Annotated in this window: 18 protein-coding genes; 14 read left to right on the top strand and 4 right to left on the bottom strand. The window is 59.1% G+C overall.

The window, feature by feature from the left end:
• Positions 1-2: 2 nt before the first annotated feature.
• Positions 3-257, top strand: a complete 255-nt coding sequence (locus CE491_RS20380; RefSeq protein WP_110950141.1) for an FAD assembly factor SdhE — start codon at positions 3-5, stop codon at positions 255-257.
• A complete protein-coding gene (locus tag CE491_RS20375; RefSeq protein WP_110950140.1) occupies positions 241-708 on the top strand; it encodes a protein YgfX in 468 nt (155 codons plus the stop codon). Before CE491_RS20380 ends, CE491_RS20375 begins: the two co-directional genes overlap by 17 nt.
• Here CE491_RS20375 and nadB read toward each other — a convergent pair.
• The gene (nadB, locus tag CE491_RS20370; protein WP_110950139.1) at positions 677-2,293 is read right to left on the bottom strand and encodes an L-aspartate oxidase; all 1,617 of its coding nucleotides are present in this window, start codon (positions 2,291-2,293) and stop codon (positions 677-679) included. The genes CE491_RS20375 and nadB overlap by 32 nt on opposite strands.
• 497 nt (positions 2,294-2,790) lie before the next feature.
• Between nadB and rpoE the strand changes: the two genes are divergently transcribed.
• The 11 genes from rpoE (at position 2,791) to pdxJ (ending at position 13,313) form a co-directional block, all read left to right on the top strand.
• A complete protein-coding gene (gene rpoE / locus CE491_RS20365) occupies positions 2,791-3,372 on the top strand; it encodes an RNA polymerase sigma factor RpoE (protein ID WP_037014368.1) in 582 nt (193 codons plus the stop codon).
• 33 nt (positions 3,373-3,405) lie between these two features.
• Positions 3,406-3,996, top strand: coding sequence for an anti sigma-E factor RseA C-terminal domain-containing protein (locus CE491_RS20360; protein ID WP_110950138.1), 591 nt, complete (start codon positions 3,406-3,408; stop codon positions 3,994-3,996).
• A gap of 8 nt (positions 3,997-4,004) precedes the next feature.
• A complete protein-coding gene (locus CE491_RS20355; protein WP_110950137.1) occupies positions 4,005-4,994 on the top strand; it encodes a MucB/RseB C-terminal domain-containing protein in 990 nt (329 codons plus the stop codon).
• A gap of 315 nt (positions 4,995-5,309) precedes the next feature.
• Entirely contained in the window at positions 5,310-6,746 is a 1,437-nt protein-coding gene (locus CE491_RS20345) for a DegQ family serine endoprotease (protein WP_199885195.1), read from the top strand.
• A gap of 168 nt (positions 6,747-6,914) precedes the next feature.
• The gene (gene lepA, locus CE491_RS20340) at positions 6,915-8,711 is read left to right on the top strand and encodes a translation elongation factor 4 (RefSeq protein WP_110950134.1); all 1,797 of its coding nucleotides are present in this window, start codon (positions 6,915-6,917) and stop codon (positions 8,709-8,711) included.
• A 9-nt stretch (positions 8,712-8,720) separates the two neighbouring features.
• A complete protein-coding gene (lepB, locus tag CE491_RS20335) occupies positions 8,721-9,575 on the top strand; it encodes a signal peptidase I (RefSeq protein WP_110950133.1) in 855 nt (284 codons plus the stop codon).
• A 105-nt stretch (positions 9,576-9,680) separates the two neighbouring features.
• Positions 9,681-10,058, top strand: a complete 378-nt coding sequence (locus CE491_RS20330; RefSeq protein ID WP_110950132.1) for a DUF4845 domain-containing protein — start codon at positions 9,681-9,683, stop codon at positions 10,056-10,058.
• Positions 10,055-10,744, top strand: coding sequence for a ribonuclease III (rnc, locus tag CE491_RS20325; protein ID WP_110950131.1), 690 nt, complete (start codon positions 10,055-10,057; stop codon positions 10,742-10,744). Before CE491_RS20330 ends, rnc begins: the two co-directional genes overlap by 4 nt.
• Positions 10,737-11,639, top strand: coding sequence for a GTPase Era (era, locus tag CE491_RS20320; RefSeq protein WP_110950130.1), 903 nt, complete (start codon positions 10,737-10,739; stop codon positions 11,637-11,639). The genes rnc and era overlap by 8 nt, the downstream gene beginning before the upstream one ends.
• Positions 11,640-11,810: 171 nt before the next feature.
• The gene (gene recO, locus CE491_RS20315) at positions 11,811-12,500 is read left to right on the top strand and encodes a DNA repair protein RecO (RefSeq protein ID WP_110950129.1); all 690 of its coding nucleotides are present in this window, start codon (positions 11,811-11,813) and stop codon (positions 12,498-12,500) included.
• A 66-nt stretch (positions 12,501-12,566) separates the two neighbouring features.
• Entirely contained in the window at positions 12,567-13,313 is a 747-nt protein-coding gene (gene pdxJ / locus CE491_RS20310) for a pyridoxine 5'-phosphate synthase (protein ID WP_110950128.1), read from the top strand.
• A gap of 172 nt (positions 13,314-13,485) precedes the next feature.
• Here pdxJ and cmoB read toward each other — a convergent pair whose 3' ends face one another.
• The 3 genes from cmoB to CE491_RS20295 all read right to left on the bottom strand — a co-directional run bounded on the left by cmoB (position 13,486) and on the right by CE491_RS20295 (position 15,987).
• Positions 13,486-14,445 carry a tRNA 5-methoxyuridine(34)/uridine 5-oxyacetic acid(34) synthase CmoB gene (gene cmoB, locus CE491_RS20305; RefSeq protein ID WP_110950127.1) on the bottom strand — a complete coding sequence of 320 codons (960 nt, stop codon included), beginning with the start codon at positions 14,443-14,445 and terminating at the stop codon, positions 13,486-13,488.
• A complete protein-coding gene (cmoA, locus tag CE491_RS20300; RefSeq protein ID WP_407681354.1) occupies positions 14,442-15,233 on the bottom strand; it encodes a carboxy-S-adenosyl-L-methionine synthase CmoA in 792 nt (263 codons plus the stop codon). The genes cmoB and cmoA overlap by 4 nt, the downstream gene beginning before the upstream one ends.
• 91 nt (positions 15,234-15,324) lie before the next feature.
• Positions 15,325-15,987 (bottom strand): NADPH-dependent F420 reductase, encoded by a 663-nt coding sequence (locus CE491_RS20295; protein ID WP_234407637.1) that lies wholly within the window; start codon positions 15,985-15,987, stop codon positions 15,325-15,327.
• A 98-nt stretch (positions 15,988-16,085) separates the two neighbouring features.
• On the opposite strand from CE491_RS20295, the gene CE491_RS20290 reads away from it, so the two are divergent.
• Positions 16,086-16,982, top strand: coding sequence for a LysR family transcriptional regulator (locus CE491_RS20290; RefSeq protein WP_199885189.1), 897 nt, complete (start codon positions 16,086-16,088; stop codon positions 16,980-16,982).

Below are 16,982 nucleotides of genomic sequence, written 5' to 3'. Positions count from 1 at the left end.
CCATGGTCGAAGAAATTGAACTCAACCGCCTCTTTTGGCACAGCCGTCGCGGCATGCTCGAGCTGGATGTTCTGCTGGTGCCGTTTGTCAGAGAGGTCTATCCATCGCTCAACGACGTTGACCGCGCGCTGTACGTTCGTCTGCTGACCTGCGAAGACCAGGACATGTTCGTCTGGTTCATGCAGCGCGGCGAGTCGGAAGATCCCGAGCTTCAGCGCATGGTTCGCATGATCCTGGATCGTGTCCAGCCGAAATGATCGTTTCGAATGCCGTTGGCAGCGCTCCCGCGCCCTGCTGACGGCATATGTCGGCGCCCAGGCGCTGGCTCTGATCTCGCTTGTCCTCCTTGAAATTCCCCTCTGGGCCAAAGCGGTCGGCGTGTTGTTGTGCCTGCTTCATGGCTTGCACTCGCTGCCCCGGTCAATTTTGTTGAGTCACGATGATGCCTTTACCGGCCTGCGGCGAGACGGCTCCGGCTGGCAGTTGTGGAGCCGACGTGTCGGCTGGCAGCCTGTGCAACTGCGCCCCGACAGCATGGCGCTGCCGCGCATCGTGGTGCTCAGGTTCCGGCTGACGAGCGGCAGTTGGCTGAGTCGGTGCTGGGTCAGAAGCGCCTGCATTCCAGGCGACGCCATGACGCCGGACCTGCACCGACGCTTGCGTTTACGCCTGAAGTTCAGCCGACGTAGGTGGGCGGCTCCAGAATAGTATCGATGGCGTCAGGCAGCATTTCGGGGTAATCCAGCGTGTAATGCAGCCCGCGGCTTTCCTTTCGCGCCATGGCCGAGGCAATCATCAACTCAGCGACCTGGGCCAGATTGCGCAGCTCGATCAGATCGCGACTGACCTTATAGTTGCTGTAGAACTCGTCGATCTCATCCAGCAACAGTCGCACTCGATGCTGAGCACGCTGCAAGCGCTTGTTGGTGCGCACGATCCCGACGTAGTCCCACATGAAACGCCGCAGTTCGTCCCAGTTATGAGCGATGATCACGTCTTCGTCCGAATCGGTCACCTGGCTGGCGTCCCAGAATGGCAGATCCCTGGGCTGAGAGATTTCGGACAGTTGCGAGACGATATCGGCAGCGGCCGAGCGGGCATAGACGAAGCATTCAAGCAGCGAGTTGCTGGCCATGCGGTTCGCGCCGTGCAGCCCGGTAAAACTGGTTTCGCCGATGGCATACAGCCCCGGCACATCGGTGCGGCCATGCTGATCGACGACCACGCCACCACAGGTGTAATGCGCGGCGGGAACCACAGGGATCGGCTGGCGAGTGATGTCGATGCCGAACTCAAGGCAGCGCTCATACACCGTCGGAAAATGGGTTTTGACGAACGCTTCAGGCTTGTGGCTGATGTCCAGATAAACGCAATCGACCCCCAGGCGCTTCATTTCATGGTCGATTGCCCTAGCCACGATATCCCGAGGAGCAAGTTCTGCCCGCTCATCGAAGCGTTGCATGAAGCGCTCGCCGTTCGGCAGCTTTAGATAAGCACCTTCGCCACGCAGCGCTTCGGTCACCAGGAAGCTCTTGGCTTGCGGGTGGTACAGGCAGGTGGGATGGAACTGGTTGAATTCCAGATTGCCGACCCGACAGCCCGAGCGCCAGGCCATGGCAATGCCGTCGCCACACGCGCCGTCGGGGTTGCTGGTGTAGAGATAAACCTTGGCCGCGCCGCCCGAAGCCAGAATGGTGAAACGCGCGCTGTGGGTGTCGACTTCGCCGGTTGCGCGGTCCAGCACGTAGGCGCCGAGGCAACGTTCACCGCCCAGCCCCAGTCGGCGTTCGGTGATCAGGTCGACCGCGACGCGTTGCTCCAGCAGTTCGATGTTCGGCCGGGCCCTGGCCTGGGCCAGCAAGGTGCGAAAAATCGCCGCACCGGTTGCGTCCGCAGCGTGAATGATTCGCCGATGACTGTGGCCGCCTTCGCGGGTCAGATGAAATTCGAATCCGCCGTCTTCGACCATCGAGCGATCATCTCGGGTAAACGGCACGCCCATGTCGATCAGCCATTGAATCGCTTCGCGGCTGTGCTCGACGGTGAAGCGCACCGCTTCTTCATTACACAAACCGCCACCGGCATTAAGCGTGTCTTCGACGTGAGACTGAACGGTGTCGGTGTTATCCAGTACCGCTGCAACGCCACCCTGCGCCCAGAACGTCGAGCCGTTGGCCAGATCGCCCTTGCTCAGGACCGCAATGCGCAAATGGTCGGGCAACGTCAACGCCAGACTCAACCCGGCGGCACCGCTGCCGACCACCAAAACGTCGTGATGAATGTGTCGACTCATTGCTTGTTATCTCGGCTTCTATATGGCCACTAGTATGTAAGGAGTGGTAACGGCACAATGGCCGGGATTTATGGCAATTGTGAATCACGGCGGGGGCGGATTGTGCGCTACTCCGCGGCATCGTGCATACCGTTTGGCAGGCAATCCCGTGTCGAAGTCACTTCGAATTGGATCCTACAAACCTCATGATGCGTGTCTTACGCTCTCCAGCGAAATGTGGGAACTTTTCATAAAGCCCCACGTTCAATAGAGGGTTGCCGATAAAGGGACAGCGTCGGCGCTGTGCGAAGGTGGTTCAAACATCCGCGCAAGCGCTTTCGACGACAAGATTATTCACGCAGCCGACCTGGTTCGAGCTGCGTTTTTCGTGCGGGCCAGCGACGCTCGCCGGAAACTTGCTTGAAGGGGGGAGAACTTTTGCGAAAAGCCCGAGTCTATGTTTGCAAGCCTGTGAAGCAGCCTCTGCGACACTCCCTTGAGCTCTATGAGGAGTGTTCATGCTAACCCAGGAAGAGGATCAGCAACTGGTCGAACGCGTACAGCGCGGCGACAAGCGAGCCTTTGATCTGCTAGTGGTGAAATATCAGCACAAGATTCTTGGGTTGATCGTGAGATTCGTCCACGACACCCATGAAGCCCAGGATGTCGCGCAAGAGGCTTTTATCAAGGCTTACCGTGCACTTGGGAATTTCCGCGGCGACAGCGCGTTTTATACGTGGCTTTACCGCATCGCCATCAACACGGCGAAAAACTATCTGGTGTCGCGAGGTCGGCGACCGCCGGACAGCGATGTCAGGTCTGAAGACGCGGAGTTCTACGACGGCGATCATGGCCTCAAGGACATCGAGTCGCCGGAACGTGCATTGTTAAGGGATGAGATCGAAGGCACCGTCCATCGGACCATCCAGCTACTGCCGGAAGATTTGCGCACAGCTCTAACTTTGCGCGAGTTCGACGGTCTGAGTTACGAAGACATTGCGAGCGTTATGCAGTGTCCGGTTGGTACCGTGCGCTCTCGCATTTTCCGCGCTCGGGAAGCCATTGATAAAGCCCTGCAGCCTTTGTTGCAGGAAACCTGAGACAGCGGCGATAGCCATATGAGAGGAACCGCCATGAGTCGTGAAGCCCTGCAGGAATCGCTGTCCGCGGTGATGGATAACGAAGCGGACGAATTGGAATTACGTCGAGTGCTCAATGCAATCGACGATGCGGATACACGTGCCACATGGTCGCGTTATCAAATTGCTCGTGCAGCAATGCATAAAGAACTGCTGATGCCCCATCTGGACATCTCGGCTGCCGTATCTGCCGCGATCGCCGACGAAGTCAGCCCGCTCAAGGCCGGTCGCGGTCCTTGGCGCACGCTGGGGCGTCTGGCCGTGGCTGCCTCGGTCACGGTGGCTGTTCTAGCGGGTGTACGCCTGTACAACCAGGACGAAATCGCTGGTGCCCAACTGGCTCAGCAATCGGCACAGCCTGCCAATGTAGCCATGCCTCAGGTTAAAGGCCCAGCGGTTCTGGCCGGCTACACTGAAAGCGAGCAAGCGCCAGGCCCTATGGCCAGCGGCGTACTGCAGAACCAGGCTGGCTGGCACGATCAGCGTCTGCCGGGTTACCTGCGTCAACATGCTCAGCAAGCTGCGTTGAAAGGTACTGAAAGCGCGTTGCCATATGCTCGCGCCGCCAGCCTGGAAAACCGTTAAGGAGGATCATGCGCGCCATCCCTCTAGTGCCGCTTCTGCTTGGTGGATGGCTGGTCCTTCCAGTTCATGCCGATGATGCGCAAGACCAGTTGAAGCGTCTTGCGCAGGCAGAACAGCAGCAAAGTTTCCAGGGCACCTTCGTCTACGAACGCAACGGAAGTTTTTCCACTCATCGAATCTGGCATCGCGTTGTCGATGGCAAGGTTCGTGAGCATTTGCTTCAGCTTGATGGCTCCGCTCAGGAAGTACTGCGTGTCGATGGGTTAACCCAATGCGTCAGCGGTACTCTTGAAGCCGGTGTCTCGAATATCCCAGACTCTCCTGCACACGCCTTCGATGCTGCCAAGCTATCGAAGTGGTATGACATGAAGGTCGGGGGCAGTTCACGGGTGGCTGGACGTCCGGCAACGGTGGTGACACTGACCCCACGCGATCAGCATCGGTATGGCATCGAACTGCACCTGGACAATCAGACCGGGCTGCCGTTGAAGTCGCTGTTGCTTAGCGATAAAGGCCAGTTGCTCGAACGCTTCCAGTTCACTGAACTCAATACCAGCGACCCGACCGATCAGATGCTCCAACCCAGCGCTGATTGCAAGTCAGTGGATGTGGTCAAGGGCAAGGCCGAGCCGCAGAAGCAGCAGGTTTCCTGGCATTCCGACTGGTTACCGGCGGGCTTTGAGCTTAGCACCGCAGCGGCGCGCAAGGATCCGGACTCCAGGGCTCTGGTCACCAGCCTTATGTATGATGATGGCTTGGCGCGTTTTTCGGTGTTCATCGAGCCCGTGAGCGGTGCCGCTGTCACTGACATCCGGACTCAGCTTGGACCGACGGTTGCGGTATCTCGCCGCCTCAACACGCCCAAGGGCGATGCGATGGTGACGGTGGTTGGTGAAATCCCGATCGGGACTGCCGAACGCATCGCGCTGTCCATGCGTGACGATGCTGCAGCGCCGGCGTCTGGCGGCAAAGCGCCCGCAGCGGCCAGCAACAACTAATCTGACGACCGGGGAATGCCCACTATGAAAAAGGTTTCATATTGGGCGTTTCCACCCGCCGGCCAAGCAAATGCTGGCCTCGATCGAGATGCTGAAATGTTTGGTCAGCTTTGCAGGTTGCAAATACCCTCTTTTTTTTCTATAGGTCACAGCTTCGCAGCTCTGGCCTTTTTTTGTTTCAGCTTTCAGAAAGCTGGGAGAGAATAAAATGGCCCAGAGCGACGCACTGAGCAAGACTGCAATGTGTAGATGCTCCTCGAACCTCTGGGTTCGTACCGCTTAACCATGCTCGTTGTGAACGGGAGCCGTATGTCGATACCTCGCTTGAAAACTTATCTGTCCTGGATGGCCGCCGTGCTGATGCTCGGTCAGGTCCTCACTGCGCAGGCCGAAGCCCTGCCGGACTTCACGTCGTTGGTGGAGCAGGCATCGCCCGCCGTCGTTAACATCAGTACGCGCCAGAAACTGCCGGATCGTTCGGTGGCTCAGGGACAGATGCCCGACCTCGAAGGTCTGCCACCTATGCTGCGCGAATTCCTCGAACGCAGCACGCCGCCGGGCTCACGTCCGCCAGGTTCGGGTTCGGGCAAAGGTGATCGTCAGCGTGAAGCGCAATCCCTGGGCTCGGGCTTCATCATCTCTGCCGACGGTTTCATCCTGACCAACAACCACGTGATCGACGGCGCAGACGAGATCCTCGTGCGACTCTCCGATCGCAGTGAAATGAAAGCCAAGCTGATCGGCACCGACCCGCGCACTGACGTGGCAGTCCTAAAGATCGACGGCAAGGACCTGCCTACGGTCAAGCTGGGCAACTCCGACAAGCTGAAAGTCGGCGAGTGGGTGCTGGCCATTGGTTCGCCTTTCGGCTTCGACCACTCGGTGACCAAAGGTATCGTCAGCGCCAAGGGGCGCAGCCTGCCGAACGACACTTATGTGCCATTCATTCAGACTGACGTCGCGATCAACCCGGGCAACTCCGGTGGCCCGCTGTTCAACATGGCCGGTGAAGTCGTGGGTATCAACTCGCAGATTTTCACTCGCTCCGGTGGTTTCATGGGCCTGTCGTTCGCCATCCCGATCGACGTGGCGATGGACGTCGCCAATCAGCTGAAGGCTAACGGCAAGGTCAATCGTGGCTGGCTGGGCGTCGTGATTCAGGAAGTGAACAAGGACCTGGCCGAGTCGTTCGGTCTGGACAAGCCAGCCGGTGCTCTGGTGGCGCAGGTTCTGGACGACGGTCCGGCAGCCAAGGGCGGTTTGCAGGTCGGCGACGTGATTCTCAGCGCCAATGGCACGCCAATCATCATGTCTGCTGATCTGCCGCATCTTATTGGCAACCTTAAAGATGGCAGCAAAGCTGAACTGGAAGTGATTCGCGACGGCAAGCGTCAGAAGCTGACCGTGACGGTTGGCGCGTTGCCAGCTGAAGGTGAGGAGATGGGCGCGGCCGACGCCGGTGTCGAGCGCAACAGCAATCGTCTGGGCGTTTCGGTCACTGACCTGACCGCCGAGCAGATGAAGTCGCTGGACCTCAAAGGCGGCGTGATCATCAAGGACGTCCAGGACGGTCCCGCATCGTTGATCGGCCTGCAAACCGGCGATGTCATCACTCACCTGAACAACCAGCCGATCACGTCGGCCAAGCAGTTCACTGAAGTGGCCAAGGGCCTGCCGAAGAATCGCTCGGTATCGATGCGGGTTCTGCGTCAGGGACGTGCTACGTTCATCACCTTCAAACTGGCGGAATAATCAGCCAGACAGGGAAAAGGAGCGGCCAGGCCGCTCCTTTTTTGTATCCGATTGACTGTCGGCTCTCTGTCCTCGCGCGTGAACGTGACGCCCCAGCCTTCCTTCAGGTACAATTCCCGGCTATTTTTCGGCGGGCAGTCTGCCTGCAACCTTTTTCGAGTGTGATCCGTGAGTGATTTGAGTCATATCCGCAATTTCTCCATCATCGCCCACATTGACCATGGCAAGTCGACGCTGGCTGACCGTTTCATTCAAATGTGCGGTGGTCTGACCGAGCGTGAGATGGAGGCTCAGGTACTTGATTCCATGGACCTGGAGCGTGAGCGCGGGATCACGATCAAGGCCCACAGCGTCACCCTTTATTACAAGGCGAACGACGGCATCACCTATCAGCTGAACTTCATCGACACCCCAGGTCACGTCGACTTCACCTATGAGGTCAGCCGTTCGCTGGCCGCATGTGAGGGTGCGTTGCTGGTGGTCGATGCCGGTCAGGGCGTGGAAGCGCAGTCGGTCGCCAACTGCTACACCGCCATCGAACAGGGCCTGGAAGTCATGCCGGTCCTGAACAAGATGGACTTGCCGCAGGCCGATCCGGACCGCGTCAAGGAAGAGATCGAGAAGATCATCGGGATCGATGCCACCGACGCCGTGGCTTGTAGCGCCAAGAGCGGCATGGGCGTCGACGAGGTGCTGGAGCGTCTGGTCAAGACCATCCCGGCGCCAACCGGCAACATCGAGGACCCGCTGCAAGCGCTGATCATCGACTCCTGGTTCGACAACTATCTGGGCGTCGTCTCCCTGGTGCGTGTGCGTCACGGTCGGGTGAAGAAGGGCGACAAGATCCTGGTCAAGTCCACCGGCAAGATCCACCTGGTGGACAGCGTCGGTGTATTCAACCCCAAGCACACCGCCACAGCTGACCTGAAAGCGGGCGAGGTGGGCTTCATCATCGCTGGCATCAAGGACATTCACGGTGCGCCGGTGGGTGACACCCTGACCCTGAGTTCGACGCCGGACGTGGAGGTGCTGCCCGGCTTCAAACGCATTCAGCCGCAGGTCTACGCCGGTCTGTTCCCGGTCAGTTCCGACGACTTCGAAGATTTCCGCGAAGCGTTGCAGAAGCTCACCCTCAATGACTCATCGTTGCAGTACACCCCGGAAAGCTCCGACGCGCTGGGCTTCGGCTTCCGTTGCGGCTTCCTCGGCATGCTGCATATGGAAATCATCCAGGAGCGCCTCGAGCGTGAGTACGACCTGGATCTGATCACCACGGCGCCAACCGTAATCTTCGAGCTGCTGCTCAAGACTGGTGAAACCATTTACGTCGACAACCCGTCGAAGCTGCCAGACCTCTCGACCATCGAGGACATGCGCGAGCCGATCGTGCGGGCGAACATCCTTGTGCCTCAAGAGCACCTGGGCAACGTCATTACGCTGTGCATCGAGAAGCGCGGTATCCAGCACGACATGCTGTTCCTCGGCACTCAGGTCCAGGTGACCTACGATCTGCCGATGAACGAGGTGGTTCTGGACTTCTTCGATCGTCTGAAGTCCACCAGTCGCGGTTATGCATCGCTGGACTATCATTTCGATCGCTACCAGTCGGCGAACCTGGTGAAGTTGGATGTTCTGATCAACGGTGACAAGGTCGACGCCCTGGCATTGATCGTGCACCGTGACAACGCGGCCTACAAAGGCCGGGCGTTGACCGAAAAGATGAAAGAACTGATTCCTCGTCAGATGTTCGACGTGGCAATTCAGGCCGCCATCGGCGGCCAGATTATCGCGCGTACAACCGTCAAGGCGCTCAGAAAGAACGTACTGGCCAAATGTTACGGTGGTGACGTCAGCCGTAAACGCAAACTGCTTGAAAAGCAGAAGGCCGGTAAGAAACGCATGAAGCAGGTCGGCAACGTGGAAATTCCACAGGAAGCCTTCCTTGCAGTGCTCAGGTTGGAATAGTCAGGCCCTATGTCACTAAATTTCCCGCTGTTGTTGGTCATTGCCGTATTCGTATGCGGTCTGTTGGCCTTGTTCGATCTGATCATACTGGCGCCGCGTCGGCGGACCGCGATAGCGAATTATCAGGGCAGCGTGAGCCAGCCTGATATCGCTGTCGTCGAGCAGTTGAACAAGGAGCCGTTGCTCGTCGAGTACGGCAAATCGTTTTTTCCGGTGCTGTTCATCGTATTGGTGCTGCGCTCGTTTCTGGTCGAGCCATTCCAGATCCCGTCGGGTTCGATGAAGCCGACGCTGGATGTGGGCGATTTCATTCTGGTCAACAAGTTCTCCTACGGCATTCGCCTGCCGGTGATCGACCTCAAGGTCATCCCGGTCAGTGACCCGCAGCGCGGTGATGTGATGGTGTTTCGCTACCCAAGCGACCCAAACGTCAACTACATCAAGCGCGTCATCGGCTTGCCGGGCGACGTCATTCGCTACACCAATGACAAGCAGCTGTTCATCAATGGACAACTGGTCGCCAGGCAACTGATCGGTTCGGAGCCGGGTACCCTTGGCAGCGCCGAGTTGTATGACGAGAAGTTGGGTGAGGTCGAGCACCAGATCCGCCAGGAAATGAGCCGCTATCGCGCGCCGCCCGACCATGAGTGGACGGTCCCGGCCGCTCACTACTTCATGATGGGTGACAACCGCGACAATTCCAACGACAGCCGTTACTGGGATGACCCCAATATTCCCAAGGACGAGCTGGGCATGGTCCCCGACAGAAACATCGTCGGCAAGGCGTTCGCGGTCTGGATGAGCTGGCCGGAGCCGAAGCTGAGTCATCTGCCGAACTTCTCGCGAGTCGGACTGATCAAGTAACGCCAATGCGGCGCTGTCTGATACAGCGCCGTATGTCATTTCGGCGGGCTATGGTGCAAGGCTGACCTTGCACGCAGCAGAGAAAGACTATTCTTGAGGGCACACATGACATCTGCCGGTTCGCAAAAAGGCTTGTCGTTCATTGGATGGCTGGTAGCGCTGGCCGTCGTTGCATTTATCGTGAGTACCGCAGCCAAAGTGGTGCCGCATTACCTCGACTACATGTCGCTGAAGAAGATCATCGAGGCGGCCGGTACGGACCGGAACGCCAATATCAGCGACAGTAGTGAGTTTCATGACTATGTGGCCAAGGGCATGCAGGTCAATAACATTCGGGATGTAGATTTGAACAAGGCGTTAAGCGTGACGACGGAGAACGATAGGTTCCTCGCTCATTTGAAATACGAGCAACGCGAGCCACTGATCCAAAACATCGATCTGGTGGTCAAGTTCGACCGCGAATTCAGCGTGGGTAAACCGTGAGCGTGTCATTGAGTCGCCTGGAGCGTCAGCTCGGCTATACCTTCAAGGATCAGGAGCTGATGGTTCTGGCCTTGACCCATCGCAGTTTCGCCGGGCGCAATAACGAGCGTCTGGAATTTCTCGGTGATGCCATCCTCAATTTTGTGGCCGGAGAGGCGCTGTTCGAGCGTTTTCCCCAGGCCCGCGAAGGCCAGTTATCACGCCTGCGCGCACGTCTGGTGAAGGGTGAAACCCTGGCACTATTGGCCCGTGGTTTCGATCTGGGTGAATACCTGCGACTGGGGTCCGGTGAACTGAAAAGCGGCGGTTTCCGTCGCGAGTCGATTCTGGCCGATGCCCTGGAAGCGTTGATCGGTGCGATCTATCTGGATTCCGGCATGGAGGTCGCCCGAGATCGCGTGTTGTCCTGGCTGGCCACCGAGTTCGACAGCCTGACGCTGGTCGACACCAACAAGGATCCGAAAACCCGACTGCAGGAATTCCTTCAGTCCCGCGCTTGTGAGTTGCCGCGCTACGAAGTGGTGGACATTCAGGGCGAGCCGCATTGCCGGACGTTTTTCGTTGAATGCGAGATCACCTTACTGAACGAAAAAAGCCGGGGACAAGGTGTCAGCCGTCGCATTGCCGAACAGGTAGCCGCGGCCGCAGCCCTCATCGCCCTGGGTGTGGAGAATGGCAATGACTGATTCAACTGCAACACGCTGTGGCTATGTCGCCATCGTCGGCCGGCCAAACGTGGGCAAGTCGACGCTGTTGAACCACATCCTTGGCCAGAAGCTGGCGATCACTTCGCGCAAGCCGCAGACCACCCGTCACAACATGCTGGGCATCAAGACCGAGGGCGACGTGCAGGCGATCTACGTCGACACCCCCGGCATGCACAAGAACAGTGACAAGGCGCTGAACCGCTACATGAACAAGACCGCTTCGGCAGCGTTGAAAGACGTCGACGTAGTGATTTTCGTCGTGGACCGCACCAAGTGGACCGAAGAAGACCAGATGGTGCTGGAGCGCGTGCAGTACGTGACCGGCCCACTGATCGTCGCGTTGAACAAGACCGACCGCATCGAGGACAAGGCCGAGCTGATGCCGCACCTGTCCTGGTTGCAGGAGCAACTGCCAAACGCGCAGATCATTCCGATCTCGGCGCAGCAGGGGCACAACCTCGAAGCGCTGGAGAAAGTGATCGCCGAGCACCTGCCGGAAAACGATCATTTCTTCCCGGAAGACCAGATCACCGACCGCAGCAGCCGGTTCCTGGCCGCCGAGCTGGTTCGTGAGAAAATCATGCGTCAGCTGGGCGCCGAGCTTCCGTATCAGATCACGGTCGAGATCGAAGAATTCAAACAGCAGGGCAAGACCCTGCACATTCACGCGCTGATCCTGGTCGAGCGTGATGGGCAGAAGAAAATCATCATTGGGGACAAGGGTGAGCGCATCAAGCGTATCGGTAGTGATGCCCGCCGTGACATGGAAGTGCTGTTCGACTCCAAGGTGATGCTCAATCTGTGGGTCAAGGTCAAAGGCGGCTGGTCCGATGACGAGCGCGCCCTGCGTTCGTTGGGTTACGGCGACCTTTAAGACGCTGGTACATTGATTCCTGTGGGAGCGAGCTTGCTCGCGAAGAGGGTTTAGCATTCAGCATTGATGTTGACTGTGACACCGCGTTCGTCCGGTCGCGGCCCGCAGTAAACTCGCTCCCACAGTGGTCTTTGGTTGTGTCTGACATCGAGCTCTTCCATTGAGATTCAAATGCCCCAGACGCCCCCCACACCCCAACTTGCCTATGTCCTGCACTCCCGGGCCTACCGCGAGAACAGCGCCCTGGTCGATTTCATCACGCCTCAAGGCAGGCTTCGGGCAGTGTTGCGCAGCGCTCGTGGCAAGGCCGGTTCGCTGGCACGGCCGTTCGTGCCGCTGGAAGTCGAGTTTCGTGGCAAGGGCGAGCTGAAGAATGTTGGCCGGATGGAAAGCGCGGGCATCGCGGCCTGGCTCGAAGGCGAGGCGTTGTTCAGCGGTCTGTATCTCAATGAATTGCTGATTCGCCTGCTGCCCGCCGAAGATCCTCATCCCGGTGTATTCGAGCATTACGCCGCGACCCTGATGGCGTTGGCCGAAGGGCGTGCGCTGGAGCCGTTATTGCGATCTTTCGAGTGGCGCCTGCTGGATGACCTGGGTTACGGTTTCGCCCTCGATGTCGACATCAATAGCGACCCGCTGGCGGCGGACGGCATGTATCGCTTGCAGGTAGACGCCGGGCTCGAGCGCGTATATCTGTTGCAACCGGGTCTGTTTCAAGGCGCTGAGCTGTTGGCCATGTCCGAAGCGGACTGGAGCGCGCCGGGCGCCCTGTCGGCCGCCAAGCGGCTGATGCGTCAGGCGCTGGCCGTGCATCTGGGCGGCCGTCCTCTGGTGAGCCGGGAATTGTTTCGCAAGCCTTAATCGCAGAACCTTGTCAGTCAGCGCCGGCGCACGTCGCCGGTCAGATCAAGTATCCAGGAGAACAAAGTGACCCACAGCCCCCGTATTCTGCTCGGCGTGAACATCGACCACGTGGCGACGCTGCGTCAGGCCCGTGGTACCCGCTATCCCGATCCGGTGAAGGCCGCGCTGGACGCTGAAGAAGCGGGCGCCGATGGCATTACCGTGCACCTGCGTGAGGATCGCCGTCACATTCAGGAACGCGATGTGCTGCTGCTCAAGGATGTGCTGCAAACGCGTATGAACTTCGAAATGGGCGTCACCGAAGAGATGATGGCCTTCGCCGAGCGTATTCGTCCGGCGCACATCTGCCTGGTCCCGGAAACTCGCCAGGAACTGACCACCGAAGGCGGACTAGATGTCGCCGGGCAGGAAGCGCGGATCAAGGCTGCAGTCGAGCGTCTGTCCGCGATCGGCAGCGAAGTGTCGCTGTTCATCGATGCCGACGAGCGTCAGATCGAAGCGTCGGCGCGCATCGGTGCGCCTGCCATCGAGTTGCACACCGGGCGTTATGCCGATGCCGAAACACCGACCGAAGTGGCCGAAGAACTCAAGCGCATTGCCGATGGTGTCGCTTACGGTCTGGGCCGGGGCCTGATCGTCAATGCCGGTCATGGCCTGCATTACCATAACGTCGAAGCGGTCGCGGCGATCAACGGCATCAATGAGCTGAACATCGGCCACGCGCTGGTGGCGCATGCCTTGTTCGTGGGCTTCAAGTCGGCGGTGTCGGAGATGAAGGCATTGATTCTGGCAGCGGCTGCAAAGCCCTGATATCAGCCCTCGCGGTGGGTCAGCTATCCGATATTGTCTGACACACCGCGATACCTTGTAGGAGCGTGCTTGCCCGCGATTGCATTCGGTCAGTTGATGAAAGTTAGCCTGACACACCGAAATCGCGGGCAAGCGCGTTCCTACGGTCGATTTCGGTGTGGCGAATATCGGTTTAGGGCTTGCGACCTACAATGACCGCGCGCCTTGGCGCAGGTAGGCCTTCCACGGTTCTGCTGTGATCCTCGGGATCGAGGAAGTCACTCAGCGACTGATAACGCATCCAGTCGGTGCTGCGTTGTTCTTCGATCGTGGTGGTGCTGACATCTACGCAACGTACGTCGACGAACCCGGCGCGGCGCAGCCATAGTTCCAGCGCCGGTACTGACGGCAGGAACCACACATTGCGCATCTGCGAATAACGGTCTTCGGGCACCAGCACCTGATGCACATCGCCTTCGACCACCATGGTCTCCAGCACCAACTCGCCGCCCTTCACCAGACAGTCTTTGAGCGCCAGCAAGTGATCGATCGGCGATTTGCGGTGATACAACACACCCATGGAAAACACCGTATCAAAACCTTCCAACCGCGCAGGCAGATCCTCCAGGGCGAACGGCAGATGCCAGGCAGGCAGATCGGGCAGATAACGCTGCATTGCCTGGAACTGGCAGAAGAACAGCCAGTTCGGGTCGACGCCGATCACGCTGTCGGCCCCGGCTCCCAGCATGCGCCACTGGTAATACCCGTTGCCGCAGCCGACATCCAGCACGCGTTTGCCGACCAGATTCAGATGTTTTGATACCCGCGACCATTTCCAGTCCGAGCGCCATTCGGTGTCGATGTGCACGCCGAACACATCGAACGGACCTTTGCGCCAGGGCGACAGGCCCATCAGCGCCGCGCGCGTCTGTTCGCGGGTGGCATCGTCGCATTCGGCATCGAGGATGAAGTCGTCTCTGAGCTCAACCCGGCTGGGCATCAGCCCGGGCAACGCGTTCAAGGCGCCTTGCCAGCGCTCCAGATCGCCATGGCCTTTTTCCATCTTCGCGTCGAGTTGCGCCTGCAGACCTTGGGCCCAGGTATAAAGAGGGGTGCCCGCCAAGCGGCGGACCAGAGGAGCGAGATCAATCATGGCAGGGCAATCAGCGAGGCGAAATTAAGGCACTGGAACCAGGGCACGACTTTGGAGAAACCGGCGGCCAGCAGGCGTTCGCGGTGCTGCTCCAGGCTGTCGGGCTTCATCACGTTTTCGATGGCGCTGCGCTTTTGGGCGATCTCCAGTTCGCTGTAGCCATTGGCGCGCTTGAAAGCCACATGCAGGTCGGTCAGCAGGGCGTGCTCTTCGGCGTCGTCGAAACGTAACTTCTCGGAGAGGATCAGCGCGCCACCCGGCAGCAGCGACTGACGGATACGGCCCAGCAGCGACAGACGTTGATCGGGGGCGATGAATTGCAGGGTGAAATTCAGCGCCACTACCGACGCAGGCTGGAACTTGAGCGCAAGAATGTCGCCTTCGATCACTTCAACCGGCAACAACTCCTGAAACATCGAATCCTGCCCGTTCAGGTACTCGCGGCAGCGCTCGACCATGGCGGCCGAGTTGTCGATGGCGATCACCCGGCAATCTTCGGTGCGCACATGGCGACGCAACGCCTGAGTGACCGCGCCCAGCGAGCTGCCGAGGTCATACAGGACGCTGTGGGGTTGCGCGAACTGCGCCGCCAGCACGCCAAGGTTCTCGACGATGGTCGGATAACCCGGCACCGAACGCTTGATCATGTCCGGGAACACCCGCACCACGTCCTCGTTGAAGGCGAAGTCGGGCACCTGTGACAAGGGTTGGGCGAATATGCGGTCAGGTTCTTGGCTCACGGCGATTCCGATGGATAGACGAGATGGATGAAACGCAAAGTCCGGCATTTTAGCCATTGTGCCGCGATGCCGAAACCTCATCTCATCATTCGCCGATTCTGAATCGCAGACCGCACCGACCAAGGCGCGAATCCGAGCATCAGTGGCGCCAGGATCCGTGTTCTACTTCGACATCCCGCTGCGCTTCGGCCAGCGCTTGCTTCAGACCCTGGATGTTCAGCCGGACACAATACGCAGGCTTGGCACGCTCCAAGCGCCAGCTATCATCCAGGCCGCCTGCGTCGACGACATCGAAGCCGAGTTGATCGAGCAGGTTCGCAACCTTCTGAGTGGCCGCAGGGTCATCGCTGGCGATGGGCAAAGCGCGGCGATCGTCTGCGCCACTTGGGTGTCCATCGGTCAACAGGTCGGCCGCCAGGATCGCATTGAACGCTTTCACCACCGTCGATTGCGTCAGATGCTCGGCGAGCAGCCGACTGGTGGTGGTCTCGTGCTGATCGAGCGCTGTGATGTGGCCGTCGCGGTCGGGGTAATAATTGTTGGCGTCGAGCACGATCTTGCCCTTGAGCAGCTCGGCCGGAAGGCTGCGGTAATGTTCCAGCGGAATCGCCACCAGCACCATGTCGCCGAATTCCGCGGCTTGCTCAAGCGTGCCGATCTGCGAGCCGCGAATGCCCGCGGCCACGCTGGTCAGGGTTTTCGGTCCTCTGGAATTGCTGAGCATCACTTCGTGCCTGGCTTGCAGCAGAATTTGTGCGACGGCGCGTCCGATGTAGCCTGCTCCGATAATGCCAATCTTCATGTCGATTCTCCTTGGGCGAGGGGAGTGGCTATGATGATTGCCAACCGCCGGCAGATAAATTGCCATTCAGGAGTTTGTCTCGCCACCAGGAGGAGCGAATGATTGATCGTTTGAGCAGCATGAACGCCTTTGTCGTGGCGACTGAAGAAGGTTCCTACGCTGCTGCCGCGCGGCGTCTGGAGATTTCTCCGCAAATGGTCGCCAAGCATGTCGCAGCACTGGAAGATCGGCTCGGAGCGCGCCTGCTCAACCGCACAACCCGTAGACAAAGCCTGACCGAGGTGGGTAGCGCGTACTATGAACGTTGTAAACATATTCTGACCGAGGCTCAGGCAGCGGACTCCTTGGCTCAGGTCATGAATGCGTCACCACGGGGGAAGCTGCGCATCAGTGCGCCGGTGACGTTCGGTTCCTGGGGATTGATGCCTTTCATTACCGGCTTTCTGCGGCGCTACCCCGAGGTGGAGATCGATCTGCACCTGACCGATCGTTACGTTGATCTGGTCGAGGAGGGGTATGAAGCCGCGTTTCGTCTCGGTCCTGTCGCTACGTCCACGCTGGTGGCAAGGCCGTTGGCGCCTTACCGGTTGCTGATCTGTGCGGCGCCTTCGTATCTCAAGGCGAGGGGCGTTCCGCTGGTTCCCGCCGACCTGACCGGTCACGAATGCCTGGGCTACGCATACTGGTCGCGCCCGCCAGACAGCCAGTGGCTGTTTTACGAGGATGGCAAGTTGCTGAGCATTCAGGTGGGTGGCCGCTTGCGGGTCAATGAGAGCAAGGCATTGTTGTCGGCGGCTATCGATGGATTCGGAGTGTTGCAAGGCCCGGCAGACTTCGTGCAGCCCGCCGTGGCGGCGGGCGATCTGGTGCCGTTATTGACCGAATTCGAGATTCCGGGGCGCCAGATGCACCTGTTGTATCCGGCGGATCGTCAGCGAACCGCCAAGCTCAGGAGTTTCATTGATGCGGCGGTGGAGTATTTCGCGCCGCCGTAG

Source organism: Pseudomonas bohemica, assembly GCF_002934685.1.
GTDB classification, from domain to species: Bacteria; Pseudomonadota; Gammaproteobacteria; order Pseudomonadales; family Pseudomonadaceae; genus Aquipseudomonas; species Aquipseudomonas bohemica.
This window is presented reverse-complemented; position numbering and strand designations above follow the sequence as displayed.